This window comes from Streptomyces sp. NPDC033165 (assembly GCF_055577965.1).
In genome coordinates this window covers 93,030-110,511 of sequence record NZ_JBVIPK010000002.1, presented here as the reverse complement: position 1 = coordinate 110,511, position 17,482 = coordinate 93,030, and the positions used below count along the sequence as shown (strand labels likewise).

Here is a 17,482-nt window from a genome sequence, read left to right as displayed (position 1 = left end):
CCTGTGTGACAACCTCGCATCACCGGGCCCGACTCAGGCGCTCAGCGGACTGCACTCCTCGTCGGCCGCCGACCGCGCGTCGGGGTAGACGTCGAAGAGGCGGCGCACCCCGAGCGCCCCCAGCACCTTGTTGACGTGCGAACCGTCCTCCGCGCCCCGGGCCGGAAGGATCAGCCGCAGCCTGCCGCCGCAGGACTTCATCAGCCGCCGCGACGCGATCAGTACGCCCACACCGCTGGAGTCGCAGAAGAAGACGTCGGACAGGTCGAGCACCACATCGCGCCGCCCCTCGGCGACCGCCTCGTGGACGGACTGACGCACGACGGGTGAGGTCACCAGATCGAGTTCGCCCCGTATCCGGAGCACGGTCCAGTCACCCTGCTCGGTCTCGTCCACCTTCAGCGTCACGCGACTGGACCTCTCGTTCCGGGGGCTCCCGGCAACCCGGAAGTTTCCGTTCCTCCTCGCGGCTGCCCCACCGCGCCTCCATGAAACACCGAGGTGCCCGCCGGAGCCCAGGCGGTTTCCGGCGGAAATGCTCACTTCGGCCCGTTTTCGCTGTTCAGAGATGGCGAGGAAGCGCCCGTGGCCGAAATGCACTACCGTCGGCGGCCACACCGCGCGGCAGCGGAGTTGCCGCAAAGGCGCGTACGCCGCCCGCCCGGCGGACTACATTCGGTCAGCGAGGGCAGAGGGTGGATCTACCGAGCTGGGCAGAGGGCGGGGCTGGGGGTTTCATGGCGAAGGACACACCGCCGCGCTGGGACCGCAGGATGCAGCAGAGGCTGGCCCGCGGCGAGGCTGCGGCGCTCGGTGAGCTGTACGACCGGTTCGCCTCCCTCGTCCACAGCCAGGCCCACCGGATGCTGGACGACGAGGACGCCGCGGACCTGGTGACCCGCGAGGTCTTCGCCCAGGTCTGGGAGAACCCCGAGGCGTACGACCCGAAGCAGGGCTCGATGCGTTCCTGGGTGGCCCGGCTCACCCACCTCCAGTCGGTGCGGCGGCTGCGCCGGGCGGCGGCCACGTCGTACGAGGCGGAGCACGGCGAGGGCGCCGTGCCCGATCCGGAGGAGCTGGAGCGGCGGGTGCGCAGCGCCACGGCGGCCGCCCGCGCCGACTACATCGTCTCCTCGATGCCCGCCCCGCTGCGGCAGGCCCTGGAGCTGGCCTACATCCAGCGCCGCGACTACCGCCAGACCGCCGCGGACCTCGGGGTCACCGAGGACGAGGCCCGTCGCCGCCTCCGGCTGGGCCTCCAGCTGCTCTCCACCGCCAACGCCCGCCCGCTGGAAGGGACCGCGCCACCCGGTTACGGACGAGCCCGGTGAGCGGCGACGGCCGGGAGAGCGACGGCCGCGACGAGGAGGTGCGGGGCGCGCGCCGGATACCGGGTCCGCGCTGGGCGGCGGACGACCTAGACCTGGAGTCGATGCCGCCGCCCGTGCTGCCGCCGCCCGGCGACCCGGCCGCGCCCCACGAGGTCGTCCCGGAACAGGCCGCGCCGGAGGACGCCGGGCCGGCCGCGCGCGCGGCCGAACAGAGCGCGCCCGGCGACGACGTGTACGAGGACGGCCTACGGGAGGCCCCCATGCCCTCCGGAACCGAGCCGGACGAGTGGCCGGGACCGCCCCGGCCGACGCCCGCGCCGGTCCTCTCGCACCAGGTCCTCAAGGCGCTCCTCGGCGCCTGGGCGCTGTCCGCCTGTTCGGCGGAGGAGACCGCTGCCGTGGAGGACCACCTCACCGGGTGCGCCCCGTGCGCGGACGAGGCGCTGCGGCTGCGGGACGCGGTGGGGCTGCTGCACACCGGCGGCTCGCTGGACCTCGATCCGACGTTGCGGACCCGGGTGATGGACGGCTGCCTGGGCCGTCGCCCGGCCCGGATTCCCGTTCCCGAGTGGGCCGCGCCGTACGACGCCGAGACCGCCCGGCTGGACGCTCTGCTCCGCGACATCGGGGACGCCGAATGGCATGCGCCGGTGCGGCTCCAGTGGTTCGAGGAGGAGCGCCCGGTCAGCCGCCGGGCGACGGTCGCCGGGGTGATCGGCCATCTGACGGCGGTCGACGGGCTGCTGTCCGCCGCGCTCGGCCTCGACGACCCGCTCGGCGGCGGCGACGTACCGCTCGACCCCACCGAGCGCACCGAGGCGTACTGGTCGGCGACGCGGCCGCCGGCCACCCGGGCCGTCCGCGAGCCCTGGCGGGACCAGAGCCACGAGCTGATCCGTACGGCGTCCCTCGCCGGGCGGAACGTCGCCGAGACCTCCGTCTCCTACGGCGCCTTCGCCCTGCCGCTCCAGGACGCGCTGCTGGAGCGGGCCTTCGAGTGCTGGGTGCACGGCGGGGACATCGCCGACGCCGTGGACTACCCGTACAAGGCCCCGTCCGCCGCCCATCTGCACCGGATGATCGACCTCGCGGCCCGGCTGCTCCCGGCCGCCCTCGCGGGCCGCCGCGGCGCCGGACTGGCCGGACCGGTCAGGGAACTGGTCGCGGCCGGGGCGCCTGGCCGCTCGCTCCATCTGGAGATCGAGGGGCACGGCGGGGGCGACTGGTACATCGCGCTGGACTCACCGGCCGCCGTCGGCTCGCCCGAGCGCGCGGTGGCGACGGTGGCCCTGGACGGGGTGGAGTTCTGCCGGCTCGTCGCGGGCCACATCCCGCCGGTGGAAGCGGCGGCGGGCCAGGAGGGCGACCGCGAGGCCATCCGCGACGTGCTGTTCGCGGCGGCCTCGCTCAGCCGGTTGTGACGCGGCGCCCGAGGACTACGCGAAGATCACCGTACGGCGGCCGTTGAGCAGGATGCGCCGCTCCGCGTGCCACTTCACCGCGCGCGCCAGCGCCTGGCACTCCACGTCCCGCCCGATCGCGACCAGCTGGTCCGGGGTGACGCCGTGGCTCACCCGCTCGACCTCCTGCTCGATGATCGGGCCCTCGTCGAGGTCGGCGGTGACGTAGTGCGCGGTGGCGCCGATCAGCTTCACCCCGCGCGCGTGCGCCTGGTGGTAGGGCTTGGCGCCCTTGAAGCTCGGCAGGAACGAGTGGTGGATGTTGATGATCCGGCCGCTCAGCTGCTTGCACAGGTCGTCGGAGAGGACCTGCATGTAGCGGGCCAGGACGACGAGCTCGACGTTCTCCTCGCGGACCAGCTCCAGCAGCTGCGCCTCGGCCTCCGGCTTGTTCTCCTTCGTCACCGGGAGGTGCCGGAAGGGGATGCCGTACGAGGCGACCAGCTCGGCGAAGTCCGTGTGGTTGGAGACGACGGCCGCGATCTCGACGGGCAGCGCGCCCGTACGGGAACGGAACAGCAGGTCGTTGAGGCAGTGGCCGAACTTGCTGACCATCAGCACGACCCGCATCCTCTCCTCGGACCGGTGGATCTGCCACTCCATCCGGAAGGCCTCCCCGATCGCGGCGAAGCTGGCCCTCAGCTTGTCCACCGTCACGGTGGCGTCCGAGGAGAAGTGGACGCGCATGAAGAACAGACCCGTGTCGTGGTCCCCGAACTGCTGACTGTCCTCGATGTTGCAGCCGGTCATGAAGAGGTAGCTCGACACGGCGTGCACGATGCCCTGTTTGTCGGGGCAGGAGAGCGTGAGGACGTACTGCTCGGGCAGGGCGGTGGGCTGCGGTGCGGTCATCCTCGTAGGGTGCCACAGCCGCCGGGGGCTAGGCGGTCCTGGTCATGATGCGGATGACGTCCAGGGAGCGCGGGGGCGTGTCCGGGTCCTCGGAGTCGTTGACGGCGAGCAGCACGTGCGCCTCGCGCGCCGCCCGGACCGCCTCCGGCCAGCCCTGATGGTCCAGATAGGCGGAGACGGGGGCGTCCGCGCCGACCTGGTGCATGATCCGCAGGACGCGCAGGGCGGCCGTGTCCACGGCGGCCGCCTCGGCGGCGTCCCTGAATATGGTGCCGACGTACTTCTCGGCGGACCAGTTGTCGAGCCAGGTGTCCTCGACCAGTCGGTAGACGGCGTCGGTGACGTCCCCGTACCCCTCCCGGCCGGCGAGCCAGCACTCGTGGTGGAAGTCGGGGTCGGAGAGCATGTGCAGCGCCGAGCGCACGTTGGTGCGCCAGCGCCACCACGGCATGTCAGTGAGCGGCATGCCGCCCATGGTGGAGGAGCGACGGCCGCGACGGGAAGAGTTCTCCGAACCTTGCTGCACGGTCGTCGATCGTACGTTCCTCGGCCGCACCCCCGCACGGCCCCCCGTAATTCACCTGGACATCACCGAGCGTTGAGAATCACACACCGCGCTGTTACCCCGGGCGCGGAAGGGTTCGGTGCCATGACCGGACGGCGACGCGCCCTGTTCCCCCGCCCCTTCCAGCACGGCATCGCCGCGGCGGCCGCAGGTGCGTTGCTGCTGACCGGCTGCGGTGTGCTCCCTGGGGCCTCGGGGGGATCCAGGGAGCCCGTCACCGTGATGACGTGGGCGCCCGACCGCTCGGACGACGTCAGCTCGGTGCAGCGGGCCGGGGTGCCCGTGATGGCCCGGGCGTACGCCCGCTGGGTCAACGACACCGGCGGTATCGGAGGGCGCGAGCTGCGGGTGATCGTCTGCGACGAGGGCGACACCGCGCTCGGCGCCGAGCGGTGCGCGCGGGAGGCCGTCAAGAAGGAGGTGGCCGCCGTCGTCGGCTCGTACAGCCGGCACGGGCAGAGCTTCATGCCCGCGCTGGAGGCGGGCGGCGTCCCGTACATCGGCGGCTACGGCGCCTCCACCGAGGAGTTCAGCAGCTACCTCTCCTACCCGGTCAACGGCGGCCAGTCCGCGCTGCTGGCCGGTCACGGACAGCAGCTGGCGCGTTCCTGCGCGCGGGTCTCGCTGGTCCGGCCCGACACGATCGGCGGCGACGGCATGCCGCAGCTCCTCAACAACGGGCTGTTGGCCGCCGACCGGCCGAAGTCCACCGACATCCTGGCCCCCGAGGACGCCACCTCCTACGACAAGCAGGCCGCGAAGGCGCTGGAGCGGTCCGGCGGCAGCTGTGTGACGGCGGTGCTCGGTTCCCGCACGGAGACCTTCTTCGACTCCTTCCGCCGGCTGGAGGCGGAAGGCGATCGGGTCACGGTCTCCTCCGTCCTCGGCAGCGTCAGCCAGCCGCTCATCACCCGCACGGGCGGCCGGAACAGCCCGTTCGAGGGGGCCCACGTCACCGGCTGGTACCCGGAATCGGGCGACGCCCGGTGGAAGGAGATGCGCTCGGTGATCAAGCGCTACGCCTTCGGGGACAACCGCATCGACCCGGACGACACCGCCGTCCAGACGACGTGGATCGCGTACACGGCGCTGCGGGCGGCCGTCGCGGCGATCGACGACGACGAGGTCACCTCGGGCCGGATCGCCGCCACCCTCAACCGGGGCACCGAGGTCGACACCGGCGGCCTGACCCCGACGCTCCGCTGGCGCTTCCGGGACCTGGTCGGCGCGTCGGCCTACCCGCGCATCGTCAACACGAAGGTGACGTTCCAGGTGGTCCGCGAGGGCCGTCTCACTGCCGAGAGGGAGGGCTTCGTGGATGTCGCGGAGGCCCTGACGGACGCCCCGCACAGCTGACGGCCGGGGTCCCGGCCGGCGCCGGACCCCGGTCTTCCGCTCAGCGGGCCCAGAAGGCTCAGAGGCCCCGGAGGGCTCGGAAGCCGGTCGCTCAGAGCTCGGTGTACGCGTGCTTGGTGAGGCCGTACTTCTCGGCGATCACGTTCCAGAGTCGCGACGCCTCGCGCTTGGCCTGGGTGGCCACCCCGCTCTGCTGGTTGCCGCTGGCGGTCTCCTTCGTCGACCGGGCCTTGCCGCCCTTGCAGACGTTCTTGTTCTTCTTGGCCTGCCGGGCCCAGGTGGCGTAGTGCTCGTCGGCCGCGGCGGAGGCCTTCCACGCCCGGGTGAGCGAGGACGTCAGCTCGGCGTGGCGCGGCAGCTCGTCCAGGGTCAGGCCGTCGAGCCGGGTCAGCAGGTCGCGGCGCTGCTGGGCGGCGCCCCTGAGGTCGGTGTTCGCCTGGTCAAGGTCCTTGCAGGACTTGATCTTCTCGACCGCGCTGATCACCGCGGCGCGGCTGTCGTTGCTGTCGTCCAGCAGCTTGTCCAGCGCCTCGGCCTGCGGCTTCGCGGGGTCGGGCGCCTCCTTGGGGGCGGGCTCCTCGGCCGGGGGTGAACTCTGCGCCGCCACCGTCTGCTTGTCGTCCTTGGGGGAGTCGTCGCCGCCGCTCATCAGGGCGCCCGCGCCGAGCCCGAGGACCGCGCAGCCGACGACGACGGCGGCGATCAGCGGGACGTGCGCGGAGCGCCGGCGCGGCGGCTCGGCGTCCTGGTGCGGGGCCGGCCCGTCCTGCTCCGTACGGCCCTGGAGCCCCTGGAGGCCGGACCGGTAGCCCGGGGAGGCCTGGTGGGAGTGGGGAGCGTGGGGCGGCAACTGCTCGCCCCGGTGCGGCTGCTGGGGCTGGTAGCCCTGCTGCGGAGGCTGCTGGTACGTGGGCTGGGCCTGCTGCCCCTGGTGCGGGGGCGGGGCCTGCTGCCCCGTGCCGAACCGCGGCATCTGCTGCGTGCCGCCCGCCGGACCCTCCGCGCGGAACAGGTTGTCGAACTCCGCGGGCGGCTGCCGGTCCCCCGGCCTGACCCCGTACGGGGCGCCGCCGGGCACCGGAGGTATGTACTGCGTGGCATCCGCGTCGCCGCCGGGCTGGGGCGTCCCGACGGGCCCGGCGCCTCCCGGGACGGGCGCGATGTACTGCGTGGCGTCCGCGTCACCGCCGGGAGCACCGGGAGCCCCGGGGCCTCCCCGCGTACCCGGCACGGCCTCCGGCGGCAGCGGCTGCGCGTACGGCAGGGGCTGGGGCGGCTGCTGCGGCTGGGGCTGCTGGTACGAGCCATGCTGCTGGGGCTGCTGATACGCCCCGGGCTGCTGATACACGTCCGGCTGCTGATACGCCCCGGCGTCCGGCGTCTGCGCGGGCGGAAGGGGCTGTGCCTGCGCCTGGGGCTGCGGGTAGCCGTAGTGCCCCGACGCCTGCGGGTCCGGCTGCGGCGGTGCGTCGGACCGCGGCCCCCACGGCTGCCCCCACGGCTGTCCGCCCGCGGGGGCCGCCTGTTCGCCGTGTCCGCCGTGCGGGTCCTGTCCTCCGGCCGCGGGTCCCCCCGGGGTCCAGGGGGCACCGCCGTCGGCGGGCAGGACGACACCCTCATGCGCGGGTCGTGCGGCGGGGAGCTGCTGCTCGCCGCCCTGTCCGCCCTGTCCGCTCTGCGTCACCGGGACTCCTACGTGTGAACCTACGGAATCGTCGGCTCACGCTATCGGGTGGTCACCCGCCTCCGCCAAGCGCGTAGGGCCCCTCACGACCCCTTCACAGCGGGGGTGACATCCGGCCGCCCCACGACGCTGTTATCGGGCGGACCCGCGCGACCGGGCCCGCAACCGCGGGATCACGCCGCCTGGAGCTCCAGCCGCTCGCCGAACTCCCGTACCGCGGGCTCCTCGGCGTAGGGCGCGAGCCGCTGCTGGAGGTCGTCGAGGTACTCGGCGCCCCGGGTGGAACGCACCGTCCCCAGGAGCTCCATCGCCCGCGTCCCCGTGTGGCAGGCCCGCTCCACCTCGCGCTGCTGGACCTGGGCCGAGGCGAGGAGCACCAGCCCGATGCCCCGGCGCCGCGCCCGGGTCTCCGGCAACGCGGCCAGCGCCTCCCTGGCCCGCCGGGCGGCCTCCTGCGCCTGCCCCAGGTCCCGGTGGCAGTGGGCCAGTTCGTCCGCGAGGTAGCCCGCGTCGAAGTGCGCGATCCAGACCGGGTCGTCGCCCGTGTCCGGGTCTGCCTGCTCCAGCGCGGCGACCGCCCGCCCCGCCACCGCGTGGCAGGTCCTGGCGTCCCCGAGCAACGCGTGCCCCCGGGCCTCGGCCGCGTAGAACATCGCCTGGGCGCGGGGGGTGACCTGCCCCCGGGCCCCTTCCTGTGCGGCGCGGGCCAGTTGGGCGATCTCGCGCGGGTTGCCGAGCTGGGCGGCGAGATGGCTCATGGAGGCGGCCAGCACATAGCCGCCGTAGGCCCGGTCGCCCGCCGCCTGGGCGAGCCGCAGGGCCTGGATGTAGTACCGCTGGGCGAGGCCGGGCTGACCGGTGTCGACCGCCATGTACCCGCCGAGTTCGGTGAGCCGGGCCACCGCGCCGAACAGCTCACGCCCCACCTGTTCGCGGTACGCACCCGAAAGCAGCCCGGAGACCACGCTGTTGAGGTAGTGCACGAGCACCGGGCGGACATGGCCGCTGCCGAAGCGGTGGTCGAGGTCGGTCAGGGCGGTGGTCATCGCCCGCACCGCCTCCACGTCGGACATCCCGACCCGGGCCCCGGCCGTCCGCTCGACCTGCGGGTCGGCGCCGGAGATCAGCCAGTCCCGGCTGGGCTCGACCAGCGCGGAGGCGGCGATGGCCGAACCGGTGAGCAGATCGCGGCGGCCCACGTCGCTGCGCCACAGCTCGCAGACCTGCTCGACGGCCCCGGCCACGGTCGGCGCGTACTGGAGGCCGACGCCGGAGGCCAGGTTCTTGCCGTTGGCCATGCCGATCTCGTCGATGGTGACCGTACGGCCGAGCTTGCGGCCGAGCGCCTCGGCGATGATCCCCGGGGCCCGGCCCCGGGGTTGCTGTCCGCGCAGCCAGCGCGCCACGGAGGTCTTGTCGTAGCGCAGGTCGAGCCCTCGCTCGGCCCCGACCATGTTCACGCGGCGCGCGAGGCCCGCGTTGGAACAGGCGGCCTCCTGGATGAGCGTCTGGAGCCGTTCGTTGGGCTGGCGGGCTACGAGAGGCCTTGCAGCCATATGTCCCCCTGAAGCATCGGTTATGTGCAGTGATCGGTGGAAGGGATCACTGCCCGGCACATACACAAGAAATGCGCATATTCCATCGGCATTCGGTACGGTCGGCGGTCCTGAAGGTGGCTACCCGCCCTTCGGTACGACGCCTCACGCGCGCCCCCGTCCATGCACCGATGCGCCCCGCGTGCAGGATCGATGCGCCGTGACCCGGTCATGGGGAGGCCGTAACCCCCGGTGACGCCGGGAGTTGTGCTGGTCGTGGAAGAGCCCATCGGAGTCACGGAAGCCGCACAAGTCCCTCAGCAGCGGGGGGATCACCTGCTCGACGCCGCGGTGCGGTATGCGGAAGAGCGCCACTGGGACGTGTTCCCCGGCACCTGGCTGGAGGCGGTGGAGGGCAGGGAGCGCTGCTCCTGCGGCGAGCCGGCCTGCGCCCTGCCCGGGGCCCACGCGGACCGGCCCGACTGGGCGGGCCAGGCGACCGGCAGCGGGGCCGCCGCCCGGCGCATGTGGTCCCGGCAGCCGCGCGCCTCGGTGCTGCTGCCGACCGGGCGCACCTTCGACGCGCTGGAGGTCCCGGAGGCCGCGGGCTTCCTGGCGCTGGCGCGGATGGAGCGGATGGACCTGACCCTCGGCCCGGTCACCTGCACGCCCGACCGCCGGATGATGTTCTTCGTGCTGCCCGGGGCCGCGGCCAAGGCCCCCGAGCTGGTGCGCGCGCTCGGCTGGAACGCCGAGGCGATCGATCTGACCGGCCGGGGCGAGGGCCACTACATCGCCGCTCCGCCGACCCGGGTCGGCGGGCGCGGGGCCGTGCAGTGGGCCCGTAAGCCCACCCACGTCAACCGCTGGCTGCCCGATGTGGACGAGCTGATCAGCCCGCTGGCGTACGCCTGCGCACGTGAGGCGGCCGACGCCCGCACCCGGACCTCGTAGGGCTCCGGAAGCCTTTCGTAGGGTGGTCCCCACCACGTGGGGATATCGAAAGGCTGTGCCATGCCGGACCGGGCAGATGCACGTACGGAGACAGACACGCGCACCGAGAGAGGCGCGCGTGCAGAAGCAGACGCGACAGCGGGCGGTGCGCCGACGGCGGCCCCCGCTGTCCGCGTACAGGGGCTGTGGAAGCGGTTCGGGGAGCAGGTCGCCGTCTCGGGGATCGATCTGGAGCTGCCCGCGGGCAAGTTCATCGGGCTGGTGGGGCCCAACGGGGCCGGTAAGACGACCACGCTCTCGATGATCACCGGGCTGCTGCGGCCCGACATGGGGACGGTCGAGGTCGCGGGCCACAACGTGTGGACGGACCCGGTCGAGGTGAAGTCCCGGATCGGCGTGCTGCCGGAGGGGCTGCGGCTCTTCGAGCGGCTGTCGGGACGCGAACTCCTCGCGTACAACGGGAGGTTGCGCGGTCTCCCCGGTGACGAGGTCGACAAGCGGGCCACCCAGCTGCTCGACGTGCTGGACCTGGCGGGTGCGCAGCACAAGCTGGTCGTCGACTACTCGACCGGTATGCGGAAGAAGATCGGCCTCGCGGCCGCACTCCTCCACAACCCCGAAGTGCTGTTCCTGGACGAGCCTTTCGAGGGCGTCGACCCGGTCTCCGCGCAGACGATCCGCGGGGTGCTGGAGCGCTACACCCGGTCCGGGGCGACGGTGGTCTTCTCCAGCCATGTCATGGAGCTGGTCGAGTCGCTGTGCGACTGGGTGGCGGTGATGGCGGCGGGCCGGATCACCGCGCGCGGCACGCTGGCCGAGGTGCGCGGCGACGCCCCCTCGTTGCAGCACGCCTTCCTCGAACTGGTCGGCGCGAGCGGCCGGGACACCGGCGACGCCCTCGACTGGCTGGGCGGCTCCCGATGAGCGTGCTGGACGCCCCGGTCACCGCCGCCGCCCCGGCCGCGCCGACGTCGGGCCTGACACCGGTCTTCGTACGGCTGAAGCTGTCGCTCCTGCGGAACGGGCTGCGGCAGTCCGCCGGGCGCAGGGCCGCGTTCATCGTCTCCCTGGTCCTCACCCTGCTGGTCGCCGCCGGGCAGGTCCTGGGCCTGGTCCTGCTGCGCGGCGACGAGCACGCGGGCACGGTCGTGGTGCTGCTCACCGGCGTCGTGGCGCTCGGCTGGGCGGTGCTGCCGCTGTTCTTCCCCAGTGGCGACGACACCCTCGACCCGACCCGGCTGGCGATGCTGCCGCTGCGGCCGCAGCCGCTGGTGCGGGCCCTGCTGGTGTCGTCGATGATCGGCATCGGCCCGCTCTTCACGCTGTGCCTGGTGGCCGGGTCGGTCCTCGCGCTGGCGCAGGGGGCGGCCGGGGTGGTGTTCGCGGTCCTCGCCGTCCCGCTGACGATGCTGCTCTGCGTGGCGCTGTCGCGGACGGTGGCCACCGCCAACGTACGGCTGCTGAACTCCCGCAAGGGCCGCGACCTCGCGGTGCTCAGCGGGCTGGTGATCGCGGTGGGCATCCAGTTCGTCAACTTCGGCGCGCAGCGGCTCGGGCAGTCCGGCGGGCTCTCCGCGCTCGACCCGGCGGCGGGCGTGGTCCGCTGGCTGCCCGGTGCCTCCGCGATAGGGGCGGTGGACTCGGCGTCGGCCGGTTCGCCGGGTGTCGCGGTCCTCCAGCTGCTGATCACGGTGGCGGCTCTGGCGTCGCTGCTGTGGATGTGGCAGCGGAGCCTGGTGAAGCTGATGACCGCGCCGGACGGCTCGACGCTGGCGGCGGCCGAACCGTCCCGCAAGGAGTCGTCCGCCGGCCGCGGCGGTCTGGCGGGGCTGCTGCCGGAGGGCCGTACGGGAACGGTCGTGCAGCGAAGCCTGCGGTATGTGGCGCGGGACCCGAAGACCAAGGCGGGCTGGGTGACGGCGCTGGCGATCGGCGCGATCGTGCCGCTGCTCAACGCGTTCCAGGGCACCGGCTCGGTGTACCTCGCGTGCTTCGCCGCGGGCATGCTCGGTATGCAGATGTACAACCAGTTCGGCCAGGACACCTCGGCGTTCTGGATGGTGGCGCTGACGATCTCCTCGCCCCGGGACGCGTACGTCGAGCTGCGGGCCCGCGCACTGGCCCTGCTGCTGATCACGCTCCCGTACACGCTGGTGGTCTGTGCGGTGACGGCTGCGGTGATCGGGGACTGGGAGTCCCTGCCGGGGGCGCTGGGCCTGTCCTTCGCGCTGCTGGGCGCGATGATGTCGACGGGAGCGGTGACCTCGGCGCTGTTCGCGTACTCGATCCCGCAGGAGGGCGCGTTCAAGAACGTGGCTCCGGGACAGGGCGGGCTGGCCTGGATCTCGATCCTCGGCGGCATGGTGGCGTCCGCGCTGCTGGCCGCGCCGGTGATCGCGGTGACGATCTGGCTGCACACCGCGGACCACCATGGCGCTCTGTGGCTCATGGTGCCGGGGGGCGTCGCGTACGGGGCGTTCATCGGGTGGGCCGGGCTGAAGCTCGCCGCGACGCGCACGGCGAACCGGCTGCCGGAGATCCTTTCGGCGGTCAGCAAGGGGTGACCCCCTGCCGACGGCTCCAGGAATTGTCGGACAGGCCCTACGGGGCGACCGGCTCCCGGTCGCCCCGGCTGTCCTCGGCGAGCTGTTCCAGGAACGGCTCCACCGCCGCCCGCCAGCCCTCCGGCTGGTCGTAGTGGATGAGGTGGCCCGCGTCCGCCACCTCCGCGTACTGACCGCGGGGCAGGACGCGGACCATCTCCTGGGCCTCGGCACGGCCCAGCTCCCCGTCGAGGCCGCGCAGCACCAGCGCCGGGCACCGCACCTGGGCCAGCTCCTCCCAGTGGGCGTCGAAGACCCAGGTGGCGCGGGAGCGGAGCATCTGGCGGCGGGAGAAGACGGGACGCCAGCCGTCCTCGCACTCGGCCATCACCTCGGCGTAGAACTCGCCGCGAGAGGGGCTCGGCCGCTCCACCCAGGGGTCGTCCTCGCCGAACCACTTCCGTACGTCGGCGAGGGTGGCGAAGGGCAGCGGCCAGGAGTCGAACCAGTCGCTCCACTCACGCTGGGAGGCGGCGCCGAGGGCGGAGGCCCGCATGTCGCAGATGACGACGGCGCGGACGAGGTCGGGGCGCTTGGCGGCGAGCTGCCAGCCGGTGAGCGCTCCCATGGCGTGGCCGACGACGGTGACGGGACCGAGCCCGAGCTGTTCGATCGCGGCCTCGGCGTCGGAGACGTAGGCCTCGCGGGTGTACGGACCCTCGGCCGGCTTCTCGCTGCGGCCGTGGCCCCGCTGGTCGAGGCCGACCGCGCGATACCGCTCGGCCAGCCAGCGGGCGGTGGGGGCCCAGTGGGAGGCCCGGCCCATGAGCCCGTGAAGCAATAAGACGCCGGGGGCGCGGTCGCTCTCCGCACGCCCCTTGGGCGGGTCGGCGAACTCCCATGCCGCGAGGCGTACGCCGTCGGTTCCGGTCACATCGATGCGCCGCACCATAGTCCTGGCACCCCCTTCTGGTCCTCGATCACCGTGTGGTCCCGCCTCGCCAGGCTATCGAACCTGTATTCGAAAACGGAGATGTGCCACCCAACACCCCACGTTCGAGTGACACCCGTCCAGGATTGGCGCCGACCGCCGTGGGGAGATCTTCACCAGGAGGCGGACCGCTCGGGGACAACGGGCCGCGGGGAATGACCTTGAGAGCTCGGGGCTCCGGGTCAGCACAGGGGAGGACAGGCCCCGGCGTCTTCGGACGCCGGGGCCGACCCCTGTCCGGGGGCGCCCCCGGGAAGGGCCCTGAGACCGCTCCCAAAACCGGTCCCGAGACCGCGCCCGGGACCGGCTCCGCCCGGCGACGGCAACGACGACAACGAAGGCGACAAGGGCCCCACAGGGCTCGGTGGGCACCGTCCGGTGCGCGTGCCGGTATAACGGGCGCATTCCCTGCTCCCTCCCCTGCCTGGGCTCAGCCTGGCACGCGATGCGCCCCCGGCGCTGCGATTCCGGAGGGAAACCAGCGCCCGGCCGCCTCGGCCCCGGGCAACGAACGCGTCAGCGCTTGGCGACGAAGACGTGCGAGGCGATCTCGGCGTCCAGCTCGGCCGCCTCCCCGCTGGAGCCGACCAGCACTCCGCCGGGCGACTCGGTCACGCTGACCACGGACCCGGGCTGCACCCCGGCCCGCCGCAGCGTGTACATCAGCTGGGCGTCGGTCTGGATCGGCTCGCCGATCCGCCGCACCACCACGGTCTTGCCCTCGGTGCCCGGATCGAGCTCGGCCAGGCTCACCATGGAGGCGTCCAGGAACGGGTCGGCCTCGGCCTTCTCGCCCAGCTCCTCCAGGCCCGGGATGGGATTCCCGTACGGCGACTCGGTCGGGTGACGCAGCAGCTCCAGCACGCGCCGCTCCACCGCCTCGCTCATCACGTGCTCCCAGCGACAGGCCTCGGCGTGGACCTGCTCCCACTCCAGGCCGATCACGTCGACGAGGAGACACTCGGCGAGCCGGTGCTTGCGCATCACACGGGTGGCGAGGCGGCGGCCCTCCTCGGTCAGCTCCAGGTGGCGGTCCCCCGCGACCTGGACCAGACCGTCGCGCTCCATACGAGCGACCGTCTGGCTGACGGTCGGACCGCTCTGGTCCAGCCGTTCGGCGATACGGGCGCGCATGGGCACGACGCCTTCCTCTTCCAGTTCGAGGATGGTGCGGAGATACATCTCCGTGGTGTCGATCAGTCCGGACATACGTGCCCCTCGATGCTGTGACTAGAAAACGTCGTGCGATGGCCCTGTACCAATTCTGACGCATAGCGGCGACAACCGTGCCGCCCCGGCGCGAGACCGGTGGAAGACCGTGCGGACGAGGGCGCCGGGCGCTATTGACAGGCCACTGGTCCAGACCGCAACGTGATCGGCGGCACGGGCATTCCCACCCCGTCGATCCACCCCGTCGATCCACCCCGTCGTCCCCCGCCGAAAGGGCTCTCCCCGATGAGCGACAGCAAGCTGGCCGGTCAGTTCTTCGACGCGGCGATCGGCCTGCTCCAGCGGGTGCGCGACGAGGAGGCGGCCTCGATCGACGCCGCGGGCACGGCCATCGCCGACACCGTGGAGGCGGGCGGCCGGCTGTTCGCGTTCGGCGCGGGGCACTCCTCGCTCGCCGCCCAGGACGTCGTCTACCGGGCGGGCGGCCTGGCCCTGATGAACCTGCTCACCGTCCCCGGCGTCGTCGGCGTGGACGTCATGCCCGCCACCCTGGGTTCGGCCCTGGAGCGGGTGGACGGGCTCGCCTCGGCCGTCCTGGACACCAGCCCCGCCACCGCCGGGGACGTCCTCGTGATCATCTCGCTGTCCGGGCGCAACGCGCTGCCCGTGGAGATGGCGCAGAACGCCCGCGCCCTCGGGCTGAAGGTCATCGGCGTCACCTCGGTCGCGTACGCCGAGAACACCCGCTCCCGGCACGCCTCGGGCGGCTTCCTGCGGGACCACTGCGACATCGTCCTGGACAGCAAGATCGCGATCGGTGACGCGGAGCTGACGGCCCCCGGCATCGAGGCCCCCTTCGCCCCGGCCTCGACGGTGGTGACCAGCGCGATCATGCAGGCGATGCTGGCCGCCGCTGCCGAGCGGCTGGTGTCCCGGGGCATCGAGCCGCCGCTCCTGCGCTCGGGGAACGTCGACGGCGGCCACGAGTGGAACGGCCGGGTGATGACGGAGTACCGGGACCGGATCTTCTACCGGCACTGAGGTCCGGTACGCGGCCCCCACTCAGGTACCGGTACGCGGCCCCCACTCAGGTCCGGTCCGTACACCGCCTACCGGTACGCCGTCGGGAACGTGACCCGGGCCGTGAGCCCCCCGCCCGGGTTCGCCGTGGCGCTCACCGCGCCGCCGTGCGCGCGGGCGACCGACGCCACGATGGAGAGCCCGAGGCCCGCGCCCTCGCCGGGGGCATGGCGGCGGGCCTGCGCCCGGCGGAACGGCTCGAACAGCAGCGGCACGGTCGCCGGGTCGACGGCCGGGCCGGTGTTGGCGACCTCCAGGCAGCCCGGCCCGACCCGGACCCGTACGCTCCCGCCGGGGTGGTTGTGGCGCAGCGCGTTGGCGACCAGGTTGTGCACGAGGTGGTCCAGCAGCACCGGATCGCCCTCGACGCTCACCGGCCGGGCCTCCACCTCGACGGTGACGGACCGTTCCCTCGCCTCGGCGGCCAGCGCCTCGGTGACCGTCGATGTGGCCGTGTCCAGGTCGACCCGCTCGCGCCGCCGCAGGCCCTCGTCGGAGACCGCGAGGAGCAGCAGGCCCTCGATGAGCTGCTCGCTGTCGTCGGCGGTGTCGATGAGCTTGTCGCGGATCCAGGCGACCTTCTCGGGCGGCGGGTCGTCGGCCAGGCCGATCTCGGCGGCGGCCCGCTGCACGGCGAGCGGGGTGCGCAGCTCGTGGGCGGCGTTGGCGGCGAACCGCTGCCGGGCGGCGACCAGCTCCTCGATCCGGTCGAGCATCCCGTCGAAGGTGTCGGCCAGCTCCTTCAGCTCACCGGGCGGGGCCTTCAGCGCGATGCGCTCGTGCAGGTTGCTGCCGGACAGCCGGCGGGCTCGGGCGGTGATGACGCCGACCGGCCGCAGTACCCGGCCCGCCATCCACCAGGCGAGCGCGACGGAGAGCGCCGAGTAGCCGGCGAGGGAAACCGCGGAGACGGTGAGGAGCTGGTTGAGCGCGGCGTCCCCGGCGGCGGTGCTGAGCTTCTGCGCGACGGCGATCTGGCCGGGTTCGAGCCTGGTGGTCCGCGCCCAGTCCCCCGAGGGCAGCGCGGGAGTGGCGGCGGCGGCCGCGTCCAGCTGGGACGAGGGGACGGCGGGGGCGACGGCGGTGACGATGCTGGCGTACAGGCCCTCGCTGACCAGGAGGTAGACGAGCCCCATCAGCAGGACCCCGGCCAGCATCAGGAGCCCGCCGTACAGGGCGGTGAGCCGGGTGCGCTCGCTGTTCACCGGGCGCCACCCGCCCGCGGCCCGTCGCCGATGCGGTAACCGGCGCCCGGGACCGTCTCGATCACCGGGGGCGCGCCGAGCTTGGCGCGGAGCTTGGAGAGGGTGACGCGGACGGCGTTGGTGCGGTAGCTGGTGTCCTCCTCCCACACCTCCTCGATCAGGTCGTCGCCGCTGACGACCGCGCCCTCGGCCCGCAGCAGGGTTTCCAGCACGGCGAACTCCTTGCGGGAGAGGGACAGGTAACGGCCGTCGCGGCAGACCTGGCGGCGGGCGGTGTCCAGGGTCAGCCCGGCCCGTTCCAGGACGGGCGGGAGCGCGGGGCGGGCGCGGCGGCCGAGCGCGAGGACCCGGGCGAGGAGTTCGTCGTACGCGAACGGCTTGGTCAGGTAGTCGTCGGCGCCGATCCCGAGCCCGGCCACCCGGTCCCGTACGGTCCCCGACGCGGTGAGCATCAGAATCCGGGTGAGCAGCCGCATCGCGACGACCTTCCGGCACACCTCGTCGCCGTGCAGCCCGGGCAGATCGCGGTCGAGGATCATCACGTCGTACGCGCCGAACCGCAGCCGGTCCAGTGCCGCCCGGCCGTCGGGGGCCACGTCCACGGCGACGGCGTCACGGCGCAGCCCCTCGGCGATCATCTCCGCCAGGAATTCCTCGTCCTCCACCACCAGCACACGCATGGGCCCTGTGTACCCGAAAGCGATGTTTCGTCGGTGTAAGCACCGGCGCTGAGAGAAACGAAACCGCGTCCTCGCG

General features: G+C 73.1%; 16 protein-coding genes. 7 read left to right on the top strand and 9 right to left on the bottom strand.

Annotated features, from left to right (window positions below):
- Window positions 1-33: 33 nt before the first annotated feature.
- Window positions 34-408 carry an STAS domain-containing protein gene (locus tag ACZ5WC_RS04785; protein ID WP_311120931.1) on the bottom strand — a complete coding sequence of 125 codons (375 nt, stop codon included), beginning with the start codon at window positions 406-408 and terminating at the stop codon, window positions 34-36.
- Between the two features lie 329 nt (window positions 409-737).
- On the opposite strand from ACZ5WC_RS04785, the gene ACZ5WC_RS04780 reads away from it, so the two are divergent.
- Together ACZ5WC_RS04780 and ACZ5WC_RS04775 are read left to right on the top strand one after the other, a co-directional pair.
- Window positions 738-1,331 carry an RNA polymerase sigma factor gene (locus ACZ5WC_RS04780; RefSeq protein WP_311120930.1) on the top strand — a complete coding sequence of 198 codons (594 nt, stop codon included), beginning with the start codon at window positions 738-740 and terminating at the stop codon, window positions 1,329-1,331.
- Window positions 1,328-2,752, top strand: coding sequence for a zf-HC2 domain-containing protein (locus ACZ5WC_RS04775; RefSeq protein WP_468539498.1), 1,425 nt, complete (start codon window positions 1,328-1,330; stop codon window positions 2,750-2,752). The genes ACZ5WC_RS04780 and ACZ5WC_RS04775 overlap by 4 nt, the downstream gene beginning before the upstream one ends.
- Before the next feature lie 15 nt (window positions 2,753-2,767).
- Here ACZ5WC_RS04775 and purU read toward each other — a convergent pair whose 3' ends face one another.
- Together purU and ACZ5WC_RS04765 are read right to left on the bottom strand one after the other, a co-directional pair.
- Window positions 2,768-3,643 (bottom strand): formyltetrahydrofolate deformylase, encoded by an 876-nt coding sequence (purU, locus tag ACZ5WC_RS04770; protein WP_468539497.1) that lies wholly within the window; start codon window positions 3,641-3,643, stop codon window positions 2,768-2,770.
- 28 nt (window positions 3,644-3,671) lie between these two features.
- Complete coding sequence (locus tag ACZ5WC_RS04765; RefSeq protein WP_096627688.1) at window positions 3,672-4,118, bottom strand: SCO4402 family protein; 447 nt, start codon at window positions 4,116-4,118, stop codon at window positions 3,672-3,674.
- Between the two features lie 174 nt (window positions 4,119-4,292).
- On the opposite strand from ACZ5WC_RS04765, the gene ACZ5WC_RS04760 reads away from it, so the two are divergent.
- A complete protein-coding gene (locus tag ACZ5WC_RS04760; RefSeq protein ID WP_468539496.1) occupies window positions 4,293-5,564 on the top strand; it encodes an ABC transporter substrate-binding protein in 1,272 nt (423 codons plus the stop codon).
- A gap of 91 nt (window positions 5,565-5,655) precedes the next feature.
- Here the strand turns inward: ACZ5WC_RS04760 and ACZ5WC_RS04755 are convergent, their stop codons facing one another.
- Together ACZ5WC_RS04755 and ACZ5WC_RS04750 are read right to left on the bottom strand one after the other, a co-directional pair.
- The gene (locus ACZ5WC_RS04755; protein WP_468539495.1) at window positions 5,656-7,248 is read right to left on the bottom strand and encodes a hypothetical protein; all 1,593 of its coding nucleotides are present in this window, start codon (window positions 7,246-7,248) and stop codon (window positions 5,656-5,658) included.
- A 173-nt stretch (window positions 7,249-7,421) separates the two neighbouring features.
- Complete coding sequence (locus ACZ5WC_RS04750; protein ID WP_468539494.1) at window positions 7,422-8,804, bottom strand: transcriptional regulator; 1,383 nt, start codon at window positions 8,802-8,804, stop codon at window positions 7,422-7,424.
- 246 nt (window positions 8,805-9,050) lie between these two features.
- On the opposite strand from ACZ5WC_RS04750, the gene ACZ5WC_RS04745 reads away from it, so the two are divergent.
- From ACZ5WC_RS04745 to ACZ5WC_RS04735, 3 genes are read left to right on the top strand one after another with little or no spacing between them, the layout of a single operon-like run.
- Entirely contained in the window at window positions 9,051-9,737 is a 687-nt protein-coding gene (locus tag ACZ5WC_RS04745; protein WP_311122937.1) for a bifunctional DNA primase/polymerase, read from the top strand.
- A 60-nt stretch (window positions 9,738-9,797) separates the two neighbouring features.
- Window positions 9,798-10,661 carry an ABC transporter ATP-binding protein gene (locus ACZ5WC_RS04740; RefSeq protein WP_468539493.1) on the top strand — a complete coding sequence of 288 codons (864 nt, stop codon included), beginning with the start codon at window positions 9,798-9,800 and terminating at the stop codon, window positions 10,659-10,661.
- On the top strand, window positions 10,658-12,301 hold the full coding sequence (locus ACZ5WC_RS04735; RefSeq protein ID WP_468539492.1) for a transporter: 1,644 nt from the start codon (window positions 10,658-10,660) through the stop codon (window positions 12,299-12,301). The genes ACZ5WC_RS04740 and ACZ5WC_RS04735 overlap by 4 nt, the downstream gene beginning before the upstream one ends.
- Window positions 12,302-12,338: 37 nt before the next feature.
- Here the strand turns inward: ACZ5WC_RS04735 and ACZ5WC_RS04730 are convergent, their stop codons facing one another.
- Window positions 12,339-13,232, bottom strand: coding sequence for an alpha/beta fold hydrolase (locus ACZ5WC_RS04730; RefSeq protein WP_468539491.1), 894 nt, complete (start codon window positions 13,230-13,232; stop codon window positions 12,339-12,341).
- Between the two features lie 555 nt (window positions 13,233-13,787).
- A complete protein-coding gene (locus tag ACZ5WC_RS04725) occupies window positions 13,788-14,480 on the bottom strand; it encodes a metal-dependent transcriptional regulator (protein WP_096627696.1) in 693 nt (230 codons plus the stop codon).
- Window positions 14,481-14,726: 246 nt separating this feature from the next.
- Here ACZ5WC_RS04725 and ACZ5WC_RS04720 point away from each other — a divergent pair, with 246 nt between their 5' ends.
- Window positions 14,727-15,482 (top strand): SIS domain-containing protein, encoded by a 756-nt coding sequence (locus ACZ5WC_RS04720; RefSeq protein WP_468539490.1) that lies wholly within the window; start codon window positions 14,727-14,729, stop codon window positions 15,480-15,482.
- 68 nt (window positions 15,483-15,550) lie between these two features.
- On the opposite strand, the gene ACZ5WC_RS04715 is transcribed toward ACZ5WC_RS04720, so the two are convergent.
- A complete protein-coding gene (locus ACZ5WC_RS04715) occupies window positions 15,551-16,726 on the bottom strand; it encodes a sensor histidine kinase (protein ID WP_468539489.1) in 1,176 nt (391 codons plus the stop codon).
- Window positions 16,723-17,406 carry a response regulator transcription factor gene (locus ACZ5WC_RS04710; protein ID WP_311120921.1) on the bottom strand — a complete coding sequence of 228 codons (684 nt, stop codon included), beginning with the start codon at window positions 17,404-17,406 and terminating at the stop codon, window positions 16,723-16,725. Before ACZ5WC_RS04710 ends, ACZ5WC_RS04715 begins: the two co-directional genes overlap by 4 nt.
- Window positions 17,407-17,482 lie beyond the last annotated feature (76 nt).

Bases quoted from the DNA above. Each gene is read 5' to 3' on its own strand.
- ACZ5WC_RS04780 (WP_311120930.1), top strand. From the start codon at position 738: ATGGCGAAGGACACACCGCCGCGCTGGGACCGCAGGATGCAGCAGAGG.
- purU (WP_468539497.1), bottom strand. From the start codon at position 3,643: ATGACCGCACCGCAGCCCACCGCCCTGCCCGAGCAGTACGTCCTCACG.
- ACZ5WC_RS04765 (WP_096627688.1), bottom strand. From the start codon at position 4,118: ATGGGCGGCATGCCGCTCACTGACATGCCGTGGTGGCGCTGGCGCACC.
- ACZ5WC_RS04760 (WP_468539496.1), top strand. From the start codon at position 4,293: ATGACCGGACGGCGACGCGCCCTGTTCCCCCGCCCCTTCCAGCACGGC.
- ACZ5WC_RS04750 (WP_468539494.1), bottom strand. From the start codon at position 8,804: ATGGCTGCAAGGCCTCTCGTAGCCCGCCAGCCCAACGAACGGCTCCAG.
- ACZ5WC_RS04740 (WP_468539493.1), top strand. From the start codon at position 9,798: ATGCCGGACCGGGCAGATGCACGTACGGAGACAGACACGCGCACCGAG.
- ACZ5WC_RS04735 (WP_468539492.1), top strand. From the start codon at position 10,658: ATGAGCGTGCTGGACGCCCCGGTCACCGCCGCCGCCCCGGCCGCGCCG.
- ACZ5WC_RS04730 (WP_468539491.1), bottom strand. From the start codon at position 13,232: ATGGTGCGGCGCATCGATGTGACCGGAACCGACGGCGTACGCCTCGCG.
- ACZ5WC_RS04725 (WP_096627696.1), bottom strand. From the start codon at position 14,480: ATGTCCGGACTGATCGACACCACGGAGATGTATCTCCGCACCATCCTC.
- ACZ5WC_RS04720 (WP_468539490.1), top strand. From the start codon at position 14,727: ATGAGCGACAGCAAGCTGGCCGGTCAGTTCTTCGACGCGGCGATCGGC.
- ACZ5WC_RS04710 (WP_311120921.1), bottom strand. From the start codon at position 17,406: ATGCGTGTGCTGGTGGTGGAGGACGAGGAATTCCTGGCGGAGATGATC.